At 68.9% G+C, this 24161-nt stretch carries 16 protein-coding genes; 7 read left to right on the plus strand and 9 right to left on the minus strand.

Features of this window, described 5'->3' with window-relative positions; genetic code table 11:
- Nucleotides 1-1323, plus strand: a complete 1323-nt coding sequence (astB, locus tag OWM54_RS15160; RefSeq protein ID WP_267697941.1) for an N-succinylarginine dihydrolase — start codon at nucleotides 1-3, stop codon at nucleotides 1321-1323.
- Nucleotides 1324-1451: 128 nt separating this feature from the next.
- Entirely contained in the window at nucleotides 1452-1991 is a 540-nt protein-coding gene (locus tag OWM54_RS15165) for an aminoacyl-tRNA deacylase (RefSeq protein ID WP_141324648.1), read from the plus strand.
- A gap of 6 nt (nucleotides 1992-1997) precedes the next feature.
- Here OWM54_RS15165 and OWM54_RS15170 read toward each other — a convergent pair whose 3' ends face one another.
- On the minus strand, nucleotides 1998-4598 hold the full coding sequence (locus OWM54_RS15170) for an O-antigen ligase family protein (RefSeq protein ID WP_267697942.1): 2601 nt from the start codon (nucleotides 4596-4598) through the stop codon (nucleotides 1998-2000).
- 185 nt (nucleotides 4599-4783) lie between these two features.
- Here OWM54_RS15170 and OWM54_RS15175 point away from each other — a divergent pair, with 185 nt between their 5' ends.
- Nucleotides 4784-5074: a hypothetical protein gene (locus tag OWM54_RS15175; protein WP_141324650.1), complete on the plus strand. Its 291-nt coding sequence runs from the start codon at nucleotides 4784-4786 to the stop codon at nucleotides 5072-5074.
- A 14-nt stretch (nucleotides 5075-5088) separates the two neighbouring features.
- Here the strand turns inward: OWM54_RS15175 and OWM54_RS15180 are convergent, their stop codons facing one another.
- The 5 genes from OWM54_RS15180 to OWM54_RS15200 form a co-directional block, all read right to left on the minus strand.
- Nucleotides 5089-6279, minus strand: a complete 1191-nt coding sequence (locus tag OWM54_RS15180; RefSeq protein ID WP_223783457.1) for an acyltransferase family protein — start codon at nucleotides 6277-6279, stop codon at nucleotides 5089-5091.
- Complete coding sequence (locus OWM54_RS15185) at nucleotides 6276-7577, minus strand: UDP-glucose dehydrogenase family protein (RefSeq protein WP_267697944.1); 1302 nt, start codon at nucleotides 7575-7577, stop codon at nucleotides 6276-6278. The genes OWM54_RS15180 and OWM54_RS15185 overlap by 4 nt, the downstream gene beginning before the upstream one ends.
- A 101-nt stretch (nucleotides 7578-7678) precedes the next feature.
- Nucleotides 7679-8650: a nucleotidyltransferase family protein gene (locus OWM54_RS15190; RefSeq protein ID WP_223746134.1), complete on the minus strand. Its 972-nt coding sequence runs from the start codon at nucleotides 8648-8650 to the stop codon at nucleotides 7679-7681.
- A gap of 118 nt (nucleotides 8651-8768) precedes the next feature.
- On the minus strand, nucleotides 8769-9806 hold the full coding sequence (locus OWM54_RS15195; RefSeq protein ID WP_267697945.1) for a nucleotidyltransferase family protein: 1038 nt from the start codon (nucleotides 9804-9806) through the stop codon (nucleotides 8769-8771).
- Nucleotides 9803-11287 (minus strand): MraY family glycosyltransferase, encoded by a 1485-nt coding sequence (locus tag OWM54_RS15200; protein ID WP_267697946.1) that lies wholly within the window; start codon nucleotides 11285-11287, stop codon nucleotides 9803-9805. The genes OWM54_RS15195 and OWM54_RS15200 overlap by 4 nt, the downstream gene beginning before the upstream one ends.
- Before the next feature lie 317 nt (nucleotides 11288-11604).
- Here OWM54_RS15200 and OWM54_RS15205 point away from each other — a divergent pair, with 317 nt between their 5' ends.
- From OWM54_RS15205 to OWM54_RS15215, 3 genes are read left to right on the plus strand one after another with little or no spacing between them, the layout of a single operon-like run.
- Entirely contained in the window at nucleotides 11605-12702 is a 1098-nt protein-coding gene (locus OWM54_RS15205) for an acyltransferase family protein (RefSeq protein WP_267697947.1), read from the plus strand.
- On the plus strand, nucleotides 12699-13661 hold the full coding sequence (locus OWM54_RS15210) for a glycosyltransferase (protein ID WP_267697949.1): 963 nt from the start codon (nucleotides 12699-12701) through the stop codon (nucleotides 13659-13661). Before OWM54_RS15205 ends, OWM54_RS15210 begins: the two co-directional genes overlap by 4 nt.
- A 13-nt stretch (nucleotides 13662-13674) precedes the next feature.
- Nucleotides 13675-14736 (plus strand): acyltransferase family protein, encoded by a 1062-nt coding sequence (locus OWM54_RS15215; protein WP_267697950.1) that lies wholly within the window; start codon nucleotides 13675-13677, stop codon nucleotides 14734-14736.
- A 16-nt stretch (nucleotides 14737-14752) separates the two neighbouring features.
- Here the strand turns inward: OWM54_RS15215 and OWM54_RS15220 are convergent, their stop codons facing one another.
- Together OWM54_RS15220 and OWM54_RS15225 are read right to left on the minus strand one after the other, a co-directional pair.
- A complete protein-coding gene (locus OWM54_RS15220) occupies nucleotides 14753-15025 on the minus strand; it encodes a hypothetical protein (protein WP_267697951.1) in 273 nt (90 codons plus the stop codon).
- A gap of 224 nt (nucleotides 15026-15249) precedes the next feature.
- Nucleotides 15250-21210, minus strand: a complete 5961-nt coding sequence (locus tag OWM54_RS15225; RefSeq protein WP_267697952.1) for an RHS repeat-associated core domain-containing protein — start codon at nucleotides 21208-21210, stop codon at nucleotides 15250-15252.
- An 826-nt stretch (nucleotides 21211-22036) separates the two neighbouring features.
- Between OWM54_RS15225 and OWM54_RS15230 the strand changes: the two genes are divergently transcribed.
- On the plus strand, nucleotides 22037-22999 hold the full coding sequence (locus OWM54_RS15230) for a glycosyltransferase (RefSeq protein ID WP_267697953.1): 963 nt from the start codon (nucleotides 22037-22039) through the stop codon (nucleotides 22997-22999).
- Nucleotides 23000-23027: 28 nt separating this feature from the next.
- Here the strand turns inward: OWM54_RS15230 and OWM54_RS15235 are convergent, their stop codons facing one another.
- On the minus strand, nucleotides 23028-24056 hold the full coding sequence (locus OWM54_RS15235; protein ID WP_267697954.1) for an ROK family protein: 1029 nt from the start codon (nucleotides 24054-24056) through the stop codon (nucleotides 23028-23030).
- Nucleotides 24057-24161 lie beyond the last annotated feature (105 nt).

The following is a 24161-nucleotide window of genomic DNA, read 5'->3' on the forward strand; positions in this document are numbered from 1 at the left end:
ATGCGCGAATACAACTTCGACGGGCTCGTCGGTCCTACCCACAACTACGCGGGTCTGTCGCCCGGCAACCTGGCGTCACAGAGTCACGTCGGCGAATCGAGCCACCCCCGGGAGGCCGCGCTCCAGGGCCTGGAGAAGATGCGCTTCGTCTCCGGCCTGGGGGTCGGCCAGGCGGTGCTGCCGCCCCAGCCGCGCCCCTCGCTGCGCGCCCTGAGGACCCTGGGCTTCACCGGCACCGACGAGGAGGTCATCACCCGCGCCGCGCGCGAGGCCGAGCACCTGCTGCGGCTGACGTCCAGCGCGTCCTCCATGTGGACCGCCAACGCGGCCACCGTGGCGCCCAGCTCCGACACGGCGGACGGCCGGGTGCACCTGACGCCCGCCAACCTGTCGCAGATGTTCCACCGGGCGCTGGAGGCGGACACCACGCACGCGGTGCTGCGCGCCATCTTCGCCGACGAGAAGCACTTCGCGGTGCACGCGCCCCTGCCGCCCGGCAGCCACTTCGCGGACGAGGGCGCGGCCAACCACACACGCCTGGCCACCCCGGGGCACGCGGGCGTGCACCTGCTCGCCTGGGGCCGCAGCGCGTGGCAGGACGTGGCGGGCCCCAAGCGCTTCCCCGCGCGACAGACGCTGGAGGCGAGCCAGGCGCTCGCGAGGCTGCACCAGTTGGACGCGCGCACGGTGCTCTTCCCCCAGCAGCACCCGGAGGGCATCGACGCGGGGGCCTTCCACACGGACGTGCTCGCGGTGGGCAACGAGCGCTTCCTCATGCTGCATGAGCTGGCCTTCGTCGACCATCCGGGGCTGCTCCAGGTGCTGCGCGAGAAGCTGGGCCCCGACTTCCGCGCGGTGGTGGCCAGCAGCGCGGAGCTGCCGCCCAAGGACGCGGTGAAGGCGTACCCCTTCAACTCGCAGGTGCTGACGCTGCCGGACGGGACGATGGCCATCGTCGCGCCCATCGAGAGCCGCGAGACGCCCGCGGCCCGCGGCTTCCTGGAGCGCGTGGTGGCCGAGGACACGCCGGTGAAGGCGGTGCACTACCTGGACGTGCGCCAGTCCATGAACAACGGCGGCGGGCCCGCCTGCCTGCGCCAGCGCGTGTGGCTGACGGACACCGAGCGCCGCGCCATCCACGCGGACGTCTTCTACACGCCCGCCCTGCACGAGTCCCTGGCCGCCTGGGTGCGCCGCCACTACCGCGACGTGCTGCGCCCCAAGGACCTGCAGGACCCGTCACTCGCGCGCGAGACGATGACCGCGCTGGACGAGCTGACGCGAATCCTCAAGCTCGGCAGCGTCTACGACTTCCAGCAGTGACGCCCGCCCGCCTGCTCCAGTGACAGGACGCCGAGCCCTCGTCCCGGGGGCTCCGTCCCGAGGGGCGAGGAGTGCCGTGGCCCCAACCGTCGCGGTGACACACCTTTCGTTCAAGGAGGTGGCGTCCCGTGATTCCGGCTTCCATCCAATACTATCTGCGTCGCAACCGAGTCCTCTACGAGCGCTACTGGCACCCCCGGGCGGTCACCGCCCAGGAGCTGGCCGAGGCGCTCCATGTCTCCGGCTGGCGCGTGGCCAAGTCCGTCATCGTGATGGCGGACCGTCAGCCCTGGATTTTCGTCGTCCCCGCCGCGGGCACCGTCGACCTGGAGCGCGTGCGGGAGCTGCTCGGCGTGCGCACCGCCCGGCTCGCCACCGAGCGGGAGTTCTCCGACCACTTCCCGGACTGCGAGGTTGGCGCGGAGCCGCCCTTTGGCGAGCTGTACGGCCTGCCCGTGGCGGTGGATGAGACGTTGAGCCTCACCGAGCACCTGCTCTTCCGCGCGGGCTCGCACGAGGAGGCCCTGGAGATGCGCTTCCAGGACTTCGCCACGCTGGAGTGGCCGCTCGTCGCCTCGTTCATCCACGAGCGGCTTCAACCCTCGGCCTCGGCCGTCACCGTCATCCCTCCCATCCTGATGGAGCAGGACGCGCCGATTCCGGCGTGAGGAGGGTCAGGGTTCCACGAGCGGCTCGCGGGAGTCTCCCAGCAGGTGCTCCAGCTCCTGCGCGCGCGGGTCGCTCAAGAGCTCCTTGCGACGCGAGTCCACGCGAGCACGCTCGGCGGACTCCAGCCGCGTCATCCAGGCCCGCGCGGCCTCGCGGGCATCGGGCGGCAACAGCGCCAGTCCCTCGCTCACCGAGCGAGCCGCCGCATCGTAGCGCTTGAGTGACTCCTGCAGCCGCGCCACCGCGAAGTGGGCCTCCGCGCTCGGCAGGAGCCGGGCCACCGTCTGCCGCCGGTCCACCGCGCGCGACAGGAGCCCCTCGCGCTCAAGCCCGTCCGCCTCCATCGACAAGAGGCGCGCCCGCTGACGGTAGTCCGTGACGAGGCCGCCCACCTCCTGGAGCGTCTGGCGCGCCCGCCGCGTCAGGCCCGCGTCCATCTGCCAGGAGGCCAGCATGAGGGCCAGCTCCAGGTCCTCGGGATGACGTGAGCGCAGGGCCTCGATGTCCCTCAGCGCGGCGTCGCTCTCCCCTCGCCCCCGGAGCACCTCGGCGCGCAGGAGCGCGGTGTCACGCTCACCCGGCGCTCGACGCTCGACCTGCACGCAGGCCGCCTCCGCCTCGGGCAGCTCCTTGCGCGTCAGCCGCAGCCGCGCCTCCCGGGCCCACAGGGCCGTGACACCCGGGCGGCCCTCGAAGTGCTCTCGCGCCCAGGCACCATAGGCCAGCGCGAGGTCCGAACGATTCAGATGCCAGGACAGCGCGTCCAGCAGCGCCCCGGCGATGTCGGGCGAGTCCGGCGTCATCGCCACCAGGTCCTCCACCGTGCGAGCCCGGCGGACCGCGTCGCCCACGAGCGCGCCCTTCTCGCCCGCCTCGTACGCCAGCCGGTACTCCAGGAAGGCCTGCGAGCGGTGCCCCATCGCCAGCAGCGCATGCGCCGCGACCCGATGTGACACCGCGTCCAGCGGCGCCAGGTACAGCGCGCGATTCACGAAGGCCAGCGTCTGGCTCGCGCCCTCGACCCCTCGCGCCGCGTGCGCGGAGGCCACCAGTCGATACAGCAGGTAGTCGGCCGGGTGCCGGTCGATGAGCGCGAGCCCCCGCGCATGCACCGTCTCCACCGGCGCCCGCGCGCGGACCTGCTCCGCCAGCTCGGTCTCCGCGTCCGAGAGTCGCGAGGCACCGGGCAGCAAGGCCACCAACGCCACCGCCATCAGCGCACCACTGGCGCCCAGCGAGACGAGGGACGAAGGCAGCGCCCACACGTCCGCGGTGTCGCGCTCGCGAGGGCGCGCCACCGTGCCGAGCACCACCAGCGCCGCCACCGCGCAGGCCGGCAGCTCCAGGCTGAAGTCGAAGAGGTTGTGCAGGGCCAGCGCCGCCACGCCCGCGAGCGCGGACACCTCCAGCGCGTCCAGCCCTTCACGTCGCGCCAGCCGCGCGAAGCCCCAGACGGCCAGGACCAGCAGCAGCAACCCGGGCAGGCCCAGCTCCGCCGCCAGTTGGAGCACGGCGTTCTCCGGATGCGTGAGCGTGTTCGGGTTGAGCTCGGACTGGTAGCGCGGGAAGGCCGCCTCGAACGCGCCGCGCCCCATGCCCAGCGCCGGGAAGGACGCGGCTGCCCTCGCCATCATCGGCCACAGCGACACCTTGGACTGGCCCAGCTTCTCCAGGCTGTCCGCCGAGCGGGCCTCGGCCCAGAGCGGCTCCGCCACCGCGTACGCGCCCACGGCCAGCACCGCCACGAGCCCCAGCACCGGGACGAAGCTCCGCGCGGACGTGACGCCGCGCCGGTCCTCCTGGCGCCTTCGCGCGAGCCACAGCGCGAGCAGTCCCTGACCGAGGACGAGGAACACGATGCCGCCCCGTGACAGCGTCAGCACCACGCCCAGCCCACACGCGCCCGCCGCCAGCGCATACGGCAGCGCCTTCATGGGAGGCCGCATCGTGAGCGCCAGCCCCACGCCCACCGACGCCCCCAGTCCGAGGAAGCCCGCCAGGTGGTTGGGGTTGCCGAAGAACGTCACCAGCGTCGGATGCGCGTGCACCCAGGAGCGCAGGCCGAACAGCGACGTCACGCCCATGAGCGCGTGGCCCAGCCCCACCAGCGTCACCGCCGCGCCCGTGAAGGTCACCACCGCGAGCAGCCTGCGACGGCTGTCCTTCGAGCGCGACACCTGGACCGTGGCGAGGAAGACGAGCAGGTACGCCAGGTGCTTCGACAGCTCACGCCACGTGGCCGGCGGGTCCAGCGACACGGGCCGCGCGCCACCGAGGCCCAGGGGCTCCAGCGCGAACTCCCGCAGCGCCGCGGCCTCGGGGCTCAACAGCCCCAGCACGCCGGACGGCAGGGGGACGAGCTGCGCCGCGCACAGCGCCGCGCCCGCGGCCAGGGGCGCGGCCACGAGCGGGAAGCGCAGCGACTGCCCGTGTCGCCGCGCGCCGATGCACGCCAGCAGGGCCGCCGCGCCGGAGAGGAGGCCCAGCGGGACGAGCACCCACTTCGCCGCGCCGCCGAGCGCCAGCGGACACACGACGACGAGCATGGCCAGGGCCACTTCGGCGAGCCGGGTATACCGGGAGCTGCTGCGTTGCGAGGGGGCCATGCGAGAGGGCCTGCGAGTATGGCATGGGCTCCGGAACCCTCTGCTTTCCGGCCCGCACGTCCTGCTCGGCGGCTGACAGGGCCGGCAGGCGCGGAGCCCCTCCCTCCCTGTCCGGCGTTGAAAACCCCTCCGGCCCCCGAGTGGGCTTGCATCCCGAAGACCTTCTGGCATCTTCGCCCGCACCCATGCGCCGCTTCCTGCTCGCCACCGCCCTCCTCTGCGCCACCCTGTCCGGCCTCGCCGGCTGCAAGGGGCCCTGCCGCGAGCTGTCCGAGAAGCTGTGCGACTGCTCCATCAACTCGGTGGAGAAGGAACTCTGCCTCCAGAACGCCTCGCGCGAGGAGAGCCGGGTGGAGCCCACCCCCGAGCAGGAGGCCGTCTGCGAGACGAAGCTCGCCGGCTGCGACTGCAAGAAGATTGAAACCGCCGAGGGCAAGCGCGAGTGCGGCATCGCCCGCGAGGGCGGCATCGACTGAGGAGGCGGTAGCCCTCAGGCCCCCGGCGCCACCGGCCGCGCGCGCGTGGATGCCCCCTCCGCGTCCACCCACGGCTGCAGCGCCTTGCGCACCCGGGAGCGCATCGGCGTCTCCACGTACCGGTGCACCAGCACGGACGCGGGCAGCGCCAACAGCAGCACCGAGCCCAGCCAGCCCCACGGCGTGTTGAGGTCCACCCACGGCGACAGCACGCGCTCCAGCTTCATCGCCGCCTCGCCCGCGGGGTACTGGAGCAGGTACAGCGCGTAGCTCGCCGAGCCCAGGTGCACCGCCCACGGGCGTGACAGCACCCTGCCCAACAGGCCCCCACCCCGCGCCAACCCGTACACGAGCAGGCCCGAGGCGGGCGCCAACAGCGCGTTGTGCATCAGCACGTACGGAATCCGCTCGCCCGCCGCGCCCGCCGCCACCAGCAGCGCCGCGCCCAGCGCCGCCAGCACCGCGCCCGAGCCCTTCGCCGCACCCACCTGCCGCTCGCGCACGAAGCACCAGCCCAGGAGCACGCCGAAGAGGAACTCCGGCAGGCGCGAGAGCGGCGCGAACTTGAGCACCGCCAGCCACGCGCCCCACGAGTGCGCATCCACCGTGTCCAGCCCATCGGGCCGCAGCGCGAGGTAGAGCACCGGCGGCACGAGCCCCAGCACCCACGTCGCGCCCAGCGCCACGGGCAACAAGGACGGCTTCAGGCGCGACAGCCCGCGCGCGAGCTTCGGGAACAGCGCGTAGAAGAACGCCTCCACCGCCACGGACCAGCCCGGCGGGTTCCAGTACAGCGCGAGCAGCGGCACCCACGCCTGCACCAGGGCCAGCGTCGCCACCGCCGCCACCGCGAGCTTCACCAAGGCCACGTGCCACGCGTTGCTCGCGAACGAGGCGAGCATGGTGGGCGGCGCGGACAGCAGGAAGGTCAGCAGATACACGGGATAGACGCGGGCCACGCGGGCCGCGAGGAAGGCGCGCGTGCCCGTCTCCATGCGCCCGTCCGCGTCCAGGTAGTTCCAGGCGAGCACGAAGCCGGACAGGACGAAGAACACGCCCACGGCCGAGAAGCCCGCGCCCACCAGGTTCTGCAGCCACTCCGGCGCCGGCGCCAGGGCCGGACGCGCGAAGTGGAACAGCACGACATGCAGGGCCGCGAAGAAGCGCAGCCCCGTCAACGCATCGAGTGAACCGCCCCGGCTCACCGCCGGCCGATGCCGTAGTACGTGAAGCCCAGCTCGCGCATGCGCACGGGGTCGAACACGTTGCGGCCGTCGAAGATGACCGGCGCCTTCATCAGCGACTTCATGCGCTCGAAGTCCGGGTGACGGAACTCGTTCCACTCCGTGACGACGAAGAGCGCGTCCACGCCCTCCAGCGCCTCGTAGGGCACGCTGGCGTAGCGGATGCGGTCACCGAAGACGCGCCTGGCCGTGTGCGTGGCCACCGGGTCGTGCGCAACCACCGAGGCGCCCTTGCCGATGAGGCCCTCGATGACCTCGATGGACGGCGCCTCGCGCATGTCGTCCGTCTTCGGCTTGAAGGCCAGGCCCCACACGCCGAACTTCTTGCCCTCCAGCGAGCCGCCGAAGTGCTTGGCCGCCTTGTTCACCAAGAGCTTCTTCTGCCGCTCGTTGGTGCGCTCCACGGCGCGCAGCAGGTCCAGCTCCAGGCCGAACTCGCGCGCGGTGGCGCCCAGCGCCTTCACGTCCTTGGGGAAGCACGAGCCGCCGTAGCCCACGCCCGGGAACAGGAACGGGTAGCCGATGCGCTTGTCCGAGCCCAGGCCCTTGCGCACGAAGTCCACGTCCGCGCCCACCTTCTCGCAGAGCGCGGAGATGTCGTTCATGAACGAGATGCGCGTGGCGAGCATCGCGTTGGCGGCGTACTTGGTCAGCTCCGCCGAGCGCGTGTCCATGAAGAGCACCGGGTTCTCGGTGCGCACGAAGGGCGCGTACAGCTCGCCCATCACCTTGCGGCCGCGCTCGGAGTCCACGCCGATGACCACGCGGTCCGGCTTGAGGAAGTCGTCCAGCGCGGCGCCCTCCTTGAGGAACTCCGGGTTGGAGACGACGTCGAACTCCACGCTCGTCACCTTGCGGATGGCCTCGCGCACCTTGTCCGCGGTGCCCACCGGCACGGTGCTCTTGTCCACCACCACCGTGTACTGCTTCATCGCCTTGCCGATCTGCTCGGCGGCGGCCAGCACGTACTGGAGGTCGGCGTCGCCCGTCTCACCCTCGGGCGTGCCCACCGCGATGAACACCACGTGCGCGTTGGAGACGGCCTCGGCCAGGTCGCGCGTGAAGAACAGGCGCTTCTCGCGCACGTTCTTCTTGATGAGCTCCTCGAGCCCGGGCTCGTAGATGGGCACCTCGCCCGCCTGGAGCATCCGGATCTTCCGCTCGTCGATGTCCACGCACGTGACGTCGTTGCCCGAGTCCGCGAAGCAGGTGCCCGCGACCAGGCCGACGTAGCCCGTTCCGATGATGGCAATACGCATTGAAGGAGTCCCAGTGGGGAGGTGTCTTGACCAGAACTCATACGCCGGGACGCGCTCGGAAAGGAAGCCCGTCCCTGGGGCAGTTCAGCAACCGGGCGGGCTCACTGCCCGGTGAGCAGGCGCCGCACTCTTTCCAAGCCCCTGAGAGCCGAGGTCCGCCCGGGGGTGCTGACTGGACCCACCACCGTGCGGTCCAACAGCTCGCGCGTCGCCCGGCGCAGGGGCGGCAGTGCGGCGGTGGCGTCGGCCGCGGCCTCCGGGAAGAGGCGGGCGATGATGGACAGCGACGTGTACAGGGCGCGCTCCAGTCGCCAGTCGGCGGCCCGGGCGAGCAGCGCGGGCACATCCAGCGGGCGCGAGTAGACACCGCCCATCCACTTGGCGCCCGTGACGAGCTCGCGGAGGTCGATGAAGGACAGCCAGGGTACGTCGTACCCCTGACGCGCGTGCTCCAGGCAGACCAGGAGGACCGAATCCTCCAGGTCGGCCCGGTACATGGAGGGGCCGTAGACCTTCATCGGCTTGGCGCGCTCGATGATGCCGGCGGTCTGCTCGCGGCGCTGGGGACCCAGGATGTCGGAGTAGAGGTGGATGGCGGTGCGGCCGTCGGTGACGACCTTGGTGGCGCCGCTGTGGGAGGCGTCGGCCTCCGGCTTGAACTCGTGGTTGGAGAGGAAGCCGGCGAAGCCATCCACGTCCATGCGGCGCAGGAGCAGCTGCAGCTCGAGCACGGGGCGGAAGCCGATGTGCGGATAGAGCGCCTCGGCGAAGGCGGCCGAGCCCATGAGGACCAGCTTGCGCCCCTCCAGCTCGTCGACGACCTGCTTGAAGTTGACGAGCTTCATCACGTTGTCGTTGACGGAGCCCTGGTAGACGGAGAGCAGCCTGTCGCGGGCCCACTCGGGCGCGGCGCTGGCGCCCAGGCGGTACTCCAGGTTGTAGGCCGCCAGCGGCGCCAGGCCCTGGGCGATGGCCCAGTCCACGTACTCCTCCCAGGGCGCGCCCTTGAGGGCACCTCGCGGTGGGTCGAACGAGGCGAGGACGCGGAAGGTGTCGAGCAGGCTGAGCGGCATGGTGGCCCCCTTTAACGGGCCCACCGCATGCCCTGCAATCACTGCCTGCGCCCCTCGGGACGACGCCGTGGTGGACAGCGGACATCCGGCCCGTCCCCCAGGGCGAGCCCCCACCCGCTCACCTGTCGGGCGGGCCGCGCAGCAGGGTGTCCAGGCGCCGCAGGGCATAGCGGACCATCGCCCCGGGCTCGGGCGACAGCAGCAGCTTCGCCGCCATCCAGCGAGGCCGGCTGTGCACCAGCTCGGTGGCCACCAGCCGAGGCTCGGAGAAGAACCGCCGCCCCAGGCGCCTGCGCCACCCCGAGGGCGCGAGCGCCGCCAGGACGTCCTCCGGCACCGGCGCGCCCAGCAGCCGCCGAGCGACCTCCCAGCTGTGGAAGACGAGCTGGGGCAGCCCCGAGTCCCGAGCCCCCTCGATGACGCGGTCCCAGTCCAGGCCCCGCGCCGCCAGGAGCTTCAGGTCGAACAGCCAGGCCAGCCGCTGCAGCAGGTGGTGGCTGGCGTGGAGGGCCAGGTAGACGGCCTCGTCCTCGGGGCAAAGCCACCGCACCCGCTGGCCATCCACCGTGCCCTCCACCGCGCGCGCCAGCAGCGCATCGCCCTCGAGCGCCCTGCCCCAGCCCGCCAGCGCGCGGAAGTGCAGCTCCACGAGCCCCGCCTTCCCCTCCAGCTCCAGGTGGTGCGAGTCCACGTCCGAGTGGCGCCCATCGCGCGACGGGCGCACCGTCAGCCCCAGGCTGGAGAGCTGGTGCACCGCCGTCGCCACCTCGGTGCGGGACACGAGCAGGTCCACGTCGCGCGTGGCGCGCTGGAGCGGGTCCGGGTACAGCCTCAGCGCCAGGCCGTAGCCCTTGAGGGACACGGGGACGATTCCCTCGCGGGACAGCGCCTCCAGGCTCTTGAGCAACAGCGCCTTGACCTGGAGCGAGCGGGCCGCGCCGGCGAGTGACTCCCGGCGCAGCAGCGCGCTCGACTCCGAGGGGAGCTGCCACCCGGCCTGCCCCACCGCGTGGGCCACGAACCCGGCGAGCCCGTGGCGGACGGCGCTCCGCACGAAGGCGTCCGCGTCGGCGCCCTGGGGAGCGCGAATCTCCGGGGGCTCGGGCCAGGCGCGCAGCAGCCCGACGAGGGGGCTCGGGCCTGGGCGGGTCGTCATCGGCGCAGCGCGATGACGCGCCCGGGTTCGGCGTCCGCGACGGACAGGAACTTCACGGCGCGCGCGGCGATGGCGTCCGCCACCAGCTCCAGCGCCAGCTCCTCGTCCCGGTCGATGGCGTCGCGGCCATCGCGCCAGATGAGCAGCAGCGAGCCGAGCACCTGGTCCTCGTCCTTCACCTCGAGCCTCCGCTCGAAGGGCAGCGACAGCCCCGCGGCGCGCTCGGTCTCGAAGACGATGCCCTCCACGAGCTCGTCGTGGGCCTGCTGGAAGCGCAGCTCCTGGCGCGACACGCCCAGCACCTCCGCCAGCGGGCGCACGGCGCTCCAGACCTCCTGCGGCGAGCGCGCCTCACGCACCGAGCCGATGACCTGCTTCACCACCGAGCGCAGCCGCAGGTTTCTCTGCCGGCGCTGCTGCATGTCCCCGGCCCGGCCCAGGTCCAGGTAGCCCAGCTTGCGCATCATCACCGCGATGACCACGCCCATGCCGCACAGGAGCAGGGCGCTCTGCGCGCTGTTGGCGAAGTTCAGGCCCAGCGCGGTGAGCATGAACAGGCCGCACAGGGCATACAGCACCAGCACGGTGGAGCGGTGGCTGAGCACCATGCGGCTCATCACCCGGTGATGGATGTGCTCCTTGTCCGCGCTGAACAGGGGCCGGCCCAGCAGCGAGCGGCGAATCACCGCGAGCAGCGTGTCCATGATGGGCAGGCCCAGCGCCATGATGGGCACGAGCATGGCCACCGCGGTGCCGCTCTTGGTGCTCGTCTTGATGGAGACCGCCGCGAGCACGAAGCCCAGGAACATGCTGCCCGTGTCCCCCATGAAGATGGAGGCCGGGTTGAAGTTGAAGACGAGGAACCCGAGGATGGCCCCCGCGAGCGCCGCCATCAGCAGGCACAGCAGCACGTCGCCTCGCGACAGCGCGAGGATGAAGTTGGTGCTCACGCCGAAGAACGCCACGCCGCCCGCGAGCCCATCCAGCCCGTCGATGAGGTTGAGCGCGTTGACCACGCCCACCATCCACAGCACGGTGAAGGGCAGGCTCAGCGCGCCCAGGCTCAGCTCGGGGCCGAAGGGATTGGCGATGACCTCGATGCGGAAGCCCAGCGCATACAGGCCGAGCGCCACCGCGAACTGCACGCTGAACTTCAGCCGCGCGTTCGCGCCCCGCAGGTCGTCGTAGAGCCCCAGCGCGGCGATGACGCCACCGCCGACGAACAGGCCCATCACGAGGTCGGTGTGGGAGCGGAAGTTGTGCCCCACGCCCGAGTCCACCAGGAACAGCGCGCACAGGGGCGCGAAGAAGCCCGCGACGATTCCGATTCCCCCGAGCCGGGGAATGGGCCGCACGTGGACCTTGCGACTGGAATTGGCCTGGTCGAGCCACCCCCACGCGAGGGCCTGGTTGCGCACGACGTACGTGAGCCCCAGGGCGACCATCAGCGAAACGAGGAAGGCAACGAAGAAGGTGATCATCGAGGTGGGCCGCCTTCGTCATGCTGACGGTGAGCGTCACGGCGCGTCAATGAATGTCGTTGTGCGACACCCCGATGTCGCACGAGTCGTCCCTCGCCGAGCAACCATGCGGGCTGCGGCGTGTCATTGTTGACCTCGAACGGAACCGATTCCTCGTCGGCGGAGAATGCGAGAGGCCGGCCCTGCTGGCAGGCCCTTCGTCGTCCGCTGTTGACGCCTTCGCTTCGGGGGACACAATGCGCCCACCTCTTGCGCATGCCTCCCAGGACATCCATCCGCCTACAAGCCCACGGGCCACTGCCGCTGGGAGCAACCCGTTGAGTGGCGAGCTCGCGTCTCCGCGGCGCATGGATGGGCTGGATGTGCTGCGGGCCTTCGCCATCCTCGGCGTGCTGGTGTTCCATGCGCCCGCGGCGGTGCATGACGCCGTGCCGTACGCGGTGCGCTTCGCGTTCGCGCACGGATGGATGGGCGTGGACCTGTTCTTCGTGCTCTCGGGCTACCTCGTGGGTCGGCAGGTCTTCGCCACGGAGGAGGGGCCCACGCTGGGTGCGCAGCTGCGCACCTTCTGGCTGAAGCGCTGGATGCGCACGCTGCCGCTGTACTTCGTGGTGCTCGCGCTCTACGCGCTCAAGCCGTGGCTGGTGGGCACGCCCTTCGTGGGCGGAGGCTGGCACTACGCGCTGTTCCTCCAGAACTTCGGGTACCCGCGCGACTTCGTGCAGAGCTGGTCCTTGTGCGTGGAGGAGCACTTCTACCTGGTGCTGCCGCTGATGGCGTTCGCGCTGGGTGGGCGACGCTGGCCCGCGTGGGCGTGGCTGGGCTCGGTGGCGCTGAGCGTCGCGGCGCGATGGCTCTTCTCGCGCGGCCTGCCGGCGGATTTGCCGATGACGGAACTCTCCACGCTCGCGCCGTGGTCCACGGAGATGCACCTGGACGGGCTGGGCATCGGCGTGTTCCTGGCGAAGACCGCGCCCACGTGGCGGAGTTGGTCGCCGCGCGGCCGCATGCTGTGTGGCGTCGCGGGCGTGGGCGTGCTGGCGCTGACGGTGGGACAGTACGGAGCCATCGTGACGACGACGAGCCACATCTGGCTCTTCGCCGGACTGGCGGTGGGCTTCGGCGGGGTGCTCGTGGGCATCGAGTCGCTCCAGTTCCCCCGGGCCCCGCGTTGGGCCATCTACCAAATCGCGCTGCTGTCCTATGGCGCGTATCTCTGGCACGGGCTCGTGCTGCGAGTGGTGGAGCGGCTGGACCTCCGCCTGGGCGCGTGGGGGCTGGACCTCCTGGCGTACCTCGCTCTGACGCTGGGCGTTTCGTGGGTGACCTACGTCGCGGTGGAGAAGCCGTGCCTCAAGCTGAGGGACTGGATGCTCACGCGAGGGGCGACGCCTCATGGAGTTCCGGCGCCATGAATCAACCAGGCGTCACGCTGATCATCCCCACCTACAACGGCGCTCGCCGGGTGGAGGCTCCCCTGCGAGCACTGGTGGAGCAGACCGCGCCGAGCGGCTGCTTCGACGTGGTCGTGGTGGACAACAACTCGACGGACGACACGGCGCGCGTGGTGGAGCAGAGCGCGTCCGTCGCGGGGCTGCGCCGTCGCGGCGTGGAGGTCCGCGTCGTGAACGAGGCGCGGCAGGGGCTGCTCTTCGCGCGACTGTGCGGAATCCTGAGCGCGCGACGGGACATCATCTGCTTCCTGGATGATGACAACGTCCCGGAGCCGAACTTCATCGTCGATGGACTGGCGCACTTCGCGGATGCCAGTGTCGGCGCGGTGGTCTCGCGGCTGTATCCTCGCTACGAGACACCGCCTCCGCCCAGCATCTCCCGGAGGGAGCACCTGCTCGCCATCAATCACCGAATGGGGGATGCGGTCATCGACTTCGGCGCGGGGGCCACGATTGCCCCCACGATTGGGGCCGGACTGTGGCTGCGTCGCGCGGCCTTCCTGGAGGCTGTCCCCTGGCAGACACCGGAGCGGCTCATGCCGGACAGGCTGGGCAACCGACTCCTGAGCGGAGGAGACATCGAGCTGGGGTTCCTGCTCGGCAAGGCGGGACACCGGCGCATCTATTCGCCTGCGTTGAAGGTGTGGCACCTCATCCCGCCCTCCCGATTCGAGACGCGGTACTTCCTGCGGCTCATCGTCGGCGTGGTGCGCAGTGAGAAGACCCTGGAGGCGCGCTATCTGGGGCGACGCATGGGCGCGGTGTCCCGGATGAAGAACTGGGCACGACTGGTGGGAGCAGGACTTGCGAGCCCCGCGCTGGCGCTTAGAGGAGACCCCGTGCGAGAGGTGTTGTTCGTGCTTGCGAGCCGCTGGGCACAAGCGCTGGGCCCCTATTCCCACCTGCATCAGTCACGCTGAGCGAGCCCTCACCATGGCGGCCCCACCGCGTCCCACATTGAGTGAGTGTCTGGAGGGCCGGGGGAACAACCTGGACTTCCTTCGCTTCGCGGCGGCCACGGGGGTCATCGTCAGCCATGCGTTCCCGTTGGGCGAGGGCCCCGCGAATTCCTCCGAGCCCCTGATGGACTTCACGCGAGGGCAGCTCTCGCTCGGGCTGGTCTGCGTGGCGGTGTTCCTGGTCATCAGCGGACTGCTCATCACGCGGAGCTGGGAGCGCAGGCCCGACGTCCGAGGCTTCCTCCTGGCGCGCACGCTGCGAATCTTCCCCGGGCTCGCGGTGTCGCTGCTGCTGACCGCCTTCGTGCTCGGCGCCGTGTTCACCACGCGCCCTCTGACGGAGTACTTCTCGTCGAGGGATACATACACCTTCGTCCTGCGCAACCTCACCCTGGTCGAGCCACAATGGACGTTGCCCGGGGTGTTCGAGGCGAACGTGTACCCGGGAGCCGTCAACGGCTCGCTGTGGACGCTGAAGTACGAGGTGGGCTTCTACCTGCTCGTGCTGGGCCTGGGCGTCACGGCCTTGTTGCGCAAGGAGCTGGCGCTGGTGGGTTGGTGTGCCACGGCGGGGTTGTCGTTGCTGCACATCGGGCGGCTGGGCTTCTGGCCGAACCTGGGGCTCGCCTTCGGGGGCGGACTGGTGCTCTACCTCTGGCGCGAGCGCGTGAGGATGAGTCCGTGGATTGCTGCGGGATGTGGGCTGGTGCTCGTGGCCACGTCACTCTTGGGCAAGGGGCTGCCCATCGCCATGGGCTCCTGTGGCGCGTACCTGGTAGTCTTCCTCGCGTTCCTTCCGAGCCGGCTCGCGAGCTTCGGGCGCTACGGAGACTTCTCCTACGGGCTCTACATCTACGCCTTTCCCATCCAGCAAGTCGTCGCGGCGCTGATGGGGAGCAACAGCCCGTGGTGGTGGAACACGGCGCTGGCGTTCCTCCCCACGCTCGTGCTCGCCGTCCTGTCGTGGAGACTCGTCGAAGCAAAGACACGTTTCATCGACGGACGGCAGCGTCAAGCCGCGCCCCAGCCCCCCTGAACAGGACGCCGGACCATCACTGCATCAGACATTCCAAAGCAGTCGTCAATGCATCTGACTCCCGGAAGACCCTCTGCCCGCCCGAGAAGAAGAACCACGCCACCCCAACAGCTATCACCGTCACGAAGCCCCACGACGCAATCGTCGAGCCCAGCATGAGAAGTATCCCGATCGCGGCAACCAATGAGCCGACGACGCAACGCACCGCAGCCATCATGCGAAGCTGCGTCACGAGACGGACCCGGCCATCCGCCAACAACTCCAACTGGGACTCGATGTTCTTCCCCATCCGAGTCAACAGGTACTCTCCTAGCGGGAGGTCACGTCTGACGACGAGACGCGAGCCATCTCTCCTGCCGCGATACCACCCTTCCCCGCCGGAGGAACGCAAGCCGGGCGCCACCTTGAAAGGGCCTTCCCAGCCCGCCAGTCGAGCTTCCGTCTGGCCCTTGTCTCCCGTGGGCTGCAAGACCCGCTCTATGTGTATTTGGAATAGACGCATCCGCAGGGTCCTCACTTCAATAACGTCTGCAAATCCACCGTCTCCATCCGGTAGGAGCTTGCTCCTGCTCCAGGTCCCTTCGGAGACCCAATGGTAAGCGTCTTGGCACTCGCGCTCCAAGAAAACGACACGGATATCATGGGGAGGTCAAGGTTCAACGTGTCAGAAGCACCTCCGAACTCACTTGCATTGCTTGCGGTCGTCATCACGAGCCCCATACTGACTCCCGCAGCCGCCCCCACTGCTGTCGCCGACGAGTCCTGCTCGGGCATACCGGAAATCTCCGAGGGAGTGCCATCCGTGCGCTCTGTCTTGGAGAAAATACCTCCCGTAAAGGTCATCGCCTGCTCGCCCTTCCATGTCTGATTATCAGAGAAGGTCATGATCTGCCCAGACATCTGCCCCGCACTCTTCACCCCCAAAGTCTCATAAAGATAGTCGACGGCCAACGTGAAGCCGGCGCCGAACGACAACCCGAATCCGACATTGCCGTCCGGATCCCGGTAACCCACTGGATTGTTATAAGCGTACGAGTAGATGGGAACACTGCGCCCTGCCTTGGCTTGTGCCACGACCCACTGAGCCTCCCGCATCATCAACTCGGGGCCCAGATACCGCCCGCTACCCGGCTCGTAGAATCGATTCCAGTTCTCGAAGAAGCCCGTCTCCTCGTCATGGTACTGCCCGGAGAAGCGCAGGGGCGTCCACACCGGCGTCGCCCCTACCTGGAAGCGCCGGTACTCCACGCTCCCCAGCGCAGCATCCTGAATCGCCCCCGAGGTCGACGCGGACTGGAAGCGCACCTGCGCACCTCCCGTGGAGCTCGGGACAACCCAGCGGGAGACGGCCTCCGCGGCCCGCACATTCGTCATCAGCGTCGACGAGCCATCAACCCCGTTCAGCAGCCCCCCGGCGCTGTCCGCGAGATAGACGCCGCTCCCACCCTGCACATCCAAGACAGGGAACCGGGCCCGCATGTGCGTCACCAGGGCGCTGGAGTTGGGGACCTGCGCCGTTGCCATCAACACATCCTGCCCGGTCGACAAGACCGGCGAGTCTGCCACCAGCGTCGTGCGATTGACCTGCCCATAGGGGTCGTAGTCCGCGACGCCCGTCACACGCCGATAGGAGTCGAGCGCCAGGACGGGCTTCCCCAGCGCATCCGTCACCAGGAAGTAGAGCCCACACGGAGCGGGCTGCCCGTAGCGGGGGCATTCTCCCGCAAAATCCTGCGTACGCCGTTTGTCTTGATCGAACCGGACCTTGAAGAACGCAATCGGCTTGCCGCCGAGCCAGATGTACTCGTCATGCACGGGCACCGCGGTGCTGGGGTTGAACGTCGTGTTCCCCCAGTCCTCGAGCAGCCTCGTCCCATCATGGAAGTACTCGTCCTCGAGAACCCCCGCCGAGGTGCTCACACAATAACGCTTCAGGCGCCTGCGCCCGACCGCATCGTAGAAGTACTCGTAGACACGGTCCTCGCTGTCGGACACCTGGCGGTAGACCGCGCCAATCGCCGCATGCGGTCCGTCCGTGGTCGCATCCAGTGACACGGCATGGAAGGGTGACGCGACGGCATCCGTCCGATTCTTGTAGGTCGCGATCCGGCTCACGCGGCCATCCGGGTCATAGGTGTACCGCTGAGTCACGCCCAACCGGGGCGGACAGATGGAACCTCCGCAATCCACTCCCTCCAGATAGCGCGAGGTCAGCTGATCCACGCGAGAGCCCCCAGCCGCATACTCTCCCTTGAACCGCCAGCCCTCCTGTACATCCAGCAGACGGTTCCCTCGCGCGTCATACTGGTACGCCCGGCTCCCGAAGGAACCACCAGCCGTTGACGACGAGTTCGCGACCTGATGCGCATGCTTCAGTTGCAGCCGCGCGTCGTAACCAGGTGCGCCGCTGGAGGCCTCCGCGTAGCGAATCGAGTTGGGCGGCACATTCCCGGTCTCGAGGACACACGTGTCCTCGCGCAGCAGCTGGTCCGCCTTCCAAGTGTAACCACGCTTGAAGATATCGCCTTGCGCGCCACCGGCCTCCAGCCGGGATACCGTGAGCCCAGAGAGCCGCCCTGTCGTATCCCCGCCGGCCGAGAATGCAGTGCCGTTGCAAGTGGACAAGGGCTGGTTCGCCCCATTGAGGTGGTACTCGACTCGCGCCTTCTGAGCCCCCGCAGGTGCCTTGGGCGCGACGAGGACATAGGAACGGAGCCCGCCGAACGGCTCCCACCGGACCTCCTCCACGACCCGAAGGAGCTGGTCCCACGCCACGCCGTTGAAGAGCACCGCGTCGACGGACTCGATCTGGTGGGGGCGCCCCGATTGGAGAGAATGGTAATTGTAGGCCAGGACGCGCCCCCCGGGATACGCCTCCGAGAGCAGACGCCCTGTGTTGTCGTAATAGCGCCCCGCATTCGGAGCATCTCGGTTGCCGGACTCATAGCAGAGGTCCGTGCGAGCGGGGATTCCAGCGCGCGGCCTGTTCCGAGCGACATGCACGACGTTGCCGTGCGAGTCATAGCGATACCAGCTATCCCCCAAGGAGTCCGTGAGCACCTGGGCGCGCCCCATCGCCTTCGAAGGTCGGGTGGGGGCATAGCCAGGGCACCCCCACGGGGGTGTCACGGTCTGGTCGTAGTAGTACTCGAAGAGCGTCTTCCGGGACTGGACTCCTCCCGAGGACTCGACGGCCTCCGACTTCAGAATCCGCTTCATCTGGTCATACTGATTCTCGACCCACTGGGGCTGCGTGGCAGCTCCCATGGACGGCGTCTGCTTGCGGGTGGGGTTCCCCGCTGCGTCGTACTGATAATGGAAGCGCCCACGCCCCTGCGGCCCCCCCGTGGTCTCCGCCGGTCCCGAACCCCAGGGCGCGTCGATCCGCACGACATTGCCGAAGTCGTCATGCCGGAATCCGAGCAGGGGCTGGTTGCACTGGCTGCAATCCCCCGCGGCACCGCTGCCCTTCGGGCAGCCCTGACGAACCCCCTGCAGATTACCAGCCTTGTCATAGGACAGGCACATCTGGACGGCATCCCCCGTCGAGCTGGTGCCATCCACCGGCTCCAACAGTCCAACAAGACGGTTCAGTCGATCATAGGCAAAGGCCTTGCAGTGCGGACTCGCCGGCTGGCGCGGAACCCCTTCGCCCAGACTGTTGGGGTCGAAGCCGCCGCACCAGGGCTCGGGGTCGACAGCCGCGGGCTGGTACGGCTGCCCCAATCCCACCCGGTTGCCCTGAGCATCGAAGAGGCTCGTCTGCGTATACCGGAGGTCCGACGCGAGGGCCGGACCGGCCGCGCCCCAGGCCTCGAAGGTCTGCCGCTCCAGCGGGTCCCGGTCATAGAAGCGGGTGCGACGAACCTGGTTCGTCTCATCGCGGAAGGTCTCGCTGCGCAGCTTTCCCAGATGGTAGGTGTAGTCGACGCGCTCGGCATGCGTCGCCCCCGACGACAAGCTGGACGTGGCCTTCCACTGCAGCAGGGTCGTGAGCTGGCCGCCCGTGCACCCCTGCCCGGGCAGCGTGTTCTTCCGATAGCACAACACCTCGTAGCGCCCGTCCGCATACCGCAGGTAGTCCCCATGCGTGGCGTTGTCGTCATAGCCGTACTCCGTCGCGGCCTCGAGCTGAGGGTCGCCCGCCGCGGCCGTCTTCCGGACCAGCTTCATCCCTTCGAACTCGAAGCGCGTCACGATGCCATTCGCATCCGTCATTTGAAGCAGGCGGCCACGTGCGTCGTAGTCGTCATAGTGGGTGACGATGGGAGTGGACCCACAGCCCGCCGGGTAGACCTTCTTCGCCTTCATGTGCCCGGCGCGGTCGTCCGCGGCGGAGGCGTCCCAGTACTCGTAGGTGGTGATGGGAACAGCCGCCCCGGCCACACAGGCGGTCGCCGAGCCCGAGGCCACCTCACACGGCCCCATCACCGTCCGGATGCGCCCTTGCGCATCCGACAGCGGCTGCGACGAGCACACGTCCTGGGTCAGATAGTAGGTCCCCACCGAGCGCGCGACGCGACTCCACGAGTTCGACGCAGGGGCGAAGGTCATCGTGTAGCCGCTGCGCACGACGCCCAAAAGTCGATTCGTGACGGGGTCGTACTGCCGCTGGACCACCACATTCAGGCTCGGGTCTTCATCACGGAACGCGGAGGCCGACGTGTCGGAGGCCACCAACTGCTCGAACGCCTGCCGCGCGGCGGGGCGGCCCGCGCCACCATAAAGATAGGTGTACTCCTTCTCCTGCAAGGCCGAGCCACCGTCGAGGTCCGTGGCCCCCAGGGAGACCTTGCGAAGCTCGGCCGGTGGAAGGAAGGCCTTCCCCATCAGGCTCGGCGCCAGTGCCTGATGGTAGACGGTGCGTGAACCATTCGGGTGGAGGGCGCTGCCCGCGGCCTCGACCGTCCGCGTGACGGTCACAGGAAGCTCCTTGACGCGCCAGGAAGCCTGCGCGGGCGGCGACTCCAGCCCCAGACAGGGGACATCACATTGCACGGTGGTCAGCTGGCTGGACATGACCACCCCCTGGTCGCCCAACGGGTCCTGTCCCGCCAGGCTCATCCGGAAACGAGACATCACCTGGTTCACGAAGTAGCCGCTGCCATCCCCCACGCTTCGGCCGTGGGTGGTGAAGTACTGGTCCTGGCTGAGGCAGGACCCCGTCGCGGAGAAGACGCCCGGCTGACAGCCGTTGGCCTCCGCCGTGATGAGATAACGGTTCTTCGTGACGGAGTTGCCCTGTCCATCCGAGTCGTCCAGCACGTCCCCCCGCGCGCCCAGCACCTGGTGTACGACCTGCACCCCGTCCTTGCGAATGCTCCAGACGCCTGCGTCACTGGCCCAATAGCCGTACTCCAGCTTGGAGGCCGTCACAGGCCCCCCGCTCTGGTCCGGCCATTCCGTGGACACCAACAGGCCCGCCACCGGCTGGGGCCCTCCCTGCAGGGAGCGTTGCTCATACTGATAGGTCACCGCGGAAGGTTCGATGGAACCATCGCGCCCCACCAAGTCCACCGCGCGCAGGACACATTCGTGCGTCTTGCCGATGAGGCTCGGGACCCGGGACAGGAGCCGCTGGTAACGGAACACCATCCGGGCGCCATTCGCGGCGCTCACGGAGCTGAGCAACTCGACGTCGGCGCCCCCGGTCTGGGCGATGTCCTGCGATGACCCCTGCCTGCAATCGGAGGGAAGCGCATAGGACAGTCGCGCGATGCGTCGGTGGCAGGAAGCCGCGACATCCGAGCCCGCGTCCTCGAAATACTCGAGGGGACAAGCAGCCTCGTCATACTGGAGCGGTTCGATGAATTGCAGCCGCCAGATGTTCGACGCCGGGTTGTTCGGATCGGGGTTCAGGTAGACATAGCGCCCGTCCCGAGAATGGACGATCAGGGCCCCATCCAAAGACTGGAGGCGGAGGTCCTGCACGGAGCCATTGGCACCGAAGCAGCCATCCACCTCGCAGAAGTCGAAGGTCACCTTCGTTCCAGCGGGCCCACCGTGGACGTCCCAGTAGAAGCCACCACACGTTTCGTCCACCGGGCACGGGAAGCCCAGGTCCTCGCGCAGCTCGATGTAACTATGGAAGTTGTGCGTCCAGCGCAGCCGCGTCTTCTGGGGACTGGTCGTGGTCGGACCCGCAATCCTCCCGAAGGGAGAGATCACACCACTGCTTTCCCAGGCCCCCTGCGGCGGCCCCGCCATGCGCATCAAGGAAAGGGGACCCAAGGCTCCCTTGATGGACAGGTCCACATGCGAGTAGCTGGGCTTGAGCGCGCCGAGCGTGACAGGACTCTCCTCGGACGCGCCATACTCCCCAGGTCCCGCGAGCGGCGGCTGGGGATTGACGGTGAGCTCATCGATCTTGGTCGACAGCTCCTCATCGGTCATCGCGCCGCCGTCATCCACGGCCCACGCGCCGACCGCCGAGAGCAGACCTCCCACCACGACCGCCATGACTGCGCGGTGCATCCGAAATCCACGCCCGCTCTTTGTCTCTTGCGTCATCCTAGACCTCACTCGAACAAACACCTGGGCACACCCCGCCCACAGGCCCCCGGGCCTCGCCACGACTCAAACAGACTTGTCTTTGAATTCCGGCTTTCAGCCCTTACCAGGAGAAGGTCTACAGACGGCTTCCGTCGACCCCGGCACGACACTCACACAACGCCAGCCCGACGGGCAGACTGCGTCCTGCTGACACCACTCGCTGCAGATATGCCCCAAACCCTTCAGGCCGCGGACCTGGATACACAATCCACTCAGACATTCCGCACCACCGTGCTGGGTACAGTCCTCTCCCGCGGCCTTGGTCGCAGCCTGCTTCGTGGAGGCTGGACGCCACTCCCTCACGACCGGGCTCGACTCTCCTTCGGGCTTCGGAGTAGAGGACACATCTTCCGAGAAGGAGTCACACCCTCCGAGCCCCCAGAGCAGAAGCGCCACGATACCCGTCCGGAGGACCCCTCTTGGAAGGGTCCTTCCACCACGCCCCAAGCCCAGCATCGGAGTCTCCCCATTCTTCGACACTCGGCACCCAGGCGTGCCAAGGACAAACCAGAGTCAGTGTCCGCCACAATACCTTGAATGACTAGGAATGACGATAGGGAATCGGTGGATTCGCGTCTCAGAAAGCCATGAGCAAACCATGCGTGAAAAATGACGTGACCAGGAGGCCCCCTACGAACCGTGCCTCCCAATCCGGCGCGCTCCGGGTGCCTCGGGTCGACTTCGCGGGGGCGGGTACGAGCAGCGGCTCCCTGCGCTGGGCGCGGCCTCATTCGGCCGAGGCGCGTCGATGAGCTCGTCTGGCGTCACGGTCATCATCCCCACGTACAACGGAGCCCGGCGCGTGGAGGCGCCACTGCAGGCCCTGGTCGCACAGGAGGCTCCGAGCGGGTGCTTCGAGGTGGTAGTGGTGGACAACAACTCGGCGGACGGGACGGCGGGCGTGGTGGAGCAGAGCGCGTCCGTCGCGGAGCTGCGGCGCCGAGGCGTGGACGTGCGCGTCGTCCCCGAAGCTCGCCAGGGGTTGCTCTTCGCGCGCCTGTGCGGAATCCACAGCGCGCGGCGGGAGGTCATCTGCTTCCTGGATGACGACAACATCCCCGAGCCGAACTTCATCGCCGACGGGCTGGCACACTTCGAGGACGCGGGCGTCGGAATGGTGGTGTCGCGCATCTACCCCCGGTACGAGACGCCGCCTCCGCCGAGCATCTCGCGGCGCGAGCACCTGCTGGCCATCAACCACCAGATGGGGGATGCACTCATCGACTTCGGTGCGGAGGCGACGCTCGTGCCGACGATTGGCGCGGGGCTGTGGATGCGCCGCTCGGCTGTTCTCGAGGCGGTCCCCTGGCGGACGCCCGAGCGGCTCATGCCGGGCCGGCTGGGGAAGCGGATGGTGAGTGGGGAGGACATCGAGCTTGGGTATCTGCTCGGCAAGGCGGGGCACCGGCGCATCTACGGGCCCACACTGAAGGTGTGGCACGTCATCCCGAGCACCCGATTCGAGACGCGCTACTTCATCCGGCTCATCATGGGCGTCGTGCGCAGCGAGAGGACTCTCCAGGCGCGCTACCTGGGGCGCCACAGGGGCGCACTCTCCCGGCTGAAGGAGTGTGTGAGCCTGGTCGGGGCGGGTCTCGCGAGCCCGGCGCTGGCGCTCCGAGGAGACCCGGTGCGCGAGGTGTTGTTCGTGCTCGCGAGCCGCTGGGCGCAGGTACAGGGGCCGTATGCGCAGTTGCACGAGTCGCGTTGACTGACGCGCCTGGCGCTCCGGCTACGGTCTATGCCACGTCAGGCTCGACCAGCAGCGCCGCGCCAATCGCGCCTGAGAGCTCACCCAGTTCCGCAACCAGCACCGGCGGCTGTCGCTCCGTCATGAAGACATGGGGGCTCATGGCCTCGTGAATCAGCCCGGCGTATCTGGCGCCCAGGCGTGAGCCCAATCCTCCGCCCAGGATGACGGCCTCCACGTCCAGCAGGTTGATGGCCGACGCGATTCCGACACCCAGCATGTGCACCGCGCGCTCGATGAGCTTCGTGGCCAGCGCGTCCTCCTCCTCCAACGCCTTCTTCCAGATGCTGCTCGTCAACCGAGTGCGCTGCTTCTTGCGCATCAGCTCGAACAACTGCGTCTTCTCGCCCTTCTCCTCCGCTTTACGCGCGTCACGCTCCAGGTTTCCGCGTCCGGCGTACGCCTCCATGCAACCCCGCCGGCCACATCCACACCGCGCCCCTCCGGGCTTCACCACCATGTGGCCAATCTCTCCGGCCGCCCCTCGGCCTCGCCAGGGAACACCGTCCAACACCAATCCTCCCCCCACCCCGGTGCCCCACCACACCCCCAGCACCGAGCGATAGGGACGCCCCGCCCCCAGCCGATACTCCGCCGCCACCGCCACCTGGACGTCGTTGCCCAACACCACCTCACCTCGGGTCAGCTCGGACAGACTCCCCGCCAGCGGAAACGGAGCCGTCCATCCACGCCCCACGTTGCTCACCCGCGCCAGCGTCCCCGCGTTCGCATCCACCGCCCCAGGCGCCCCCACGCCGACGCCTCCCAATCGCGTCAGCCGCAGCCCCGCCGTCTGCACCGCGTCCTCCAGCGCGCCGTACATCTCGCGCACCACGTCCTCCGGCTCGCCCTGCGTGGGCGTCGGATGCCTCGCGTGACCTATCGGCTTGCCGTGCCCGTCGATGACCACGGCTTCGATCTTCGTCCCGCCCAGGTCGATGCCTCCCCACACCTTCCCGCGTCGCGGAGTTCGCGACCTGCGAGACGCCACCGTCCTCTTCGAGCGGACCCGATCCATGTCCAGCCTCCGAGCAAGGGCCACACAAACGTCCCTCGGAAGATGCGCAGACCTCGCTCCGTCCGGCAGCCCGTAGGGCCGCCTGCTGTGGAGAGACTCAAGACG

It is taken from the genome of Myxococcus sp. MISCRS1, from assembly GCF_026626605.1.
Taxonomy (GTDB): domain Bacteria; phylum Myxococcota; class Myxococcia; order Myxococcales; family Myxococcaceae; genus Myxococcus; species Myxococcus fulvus.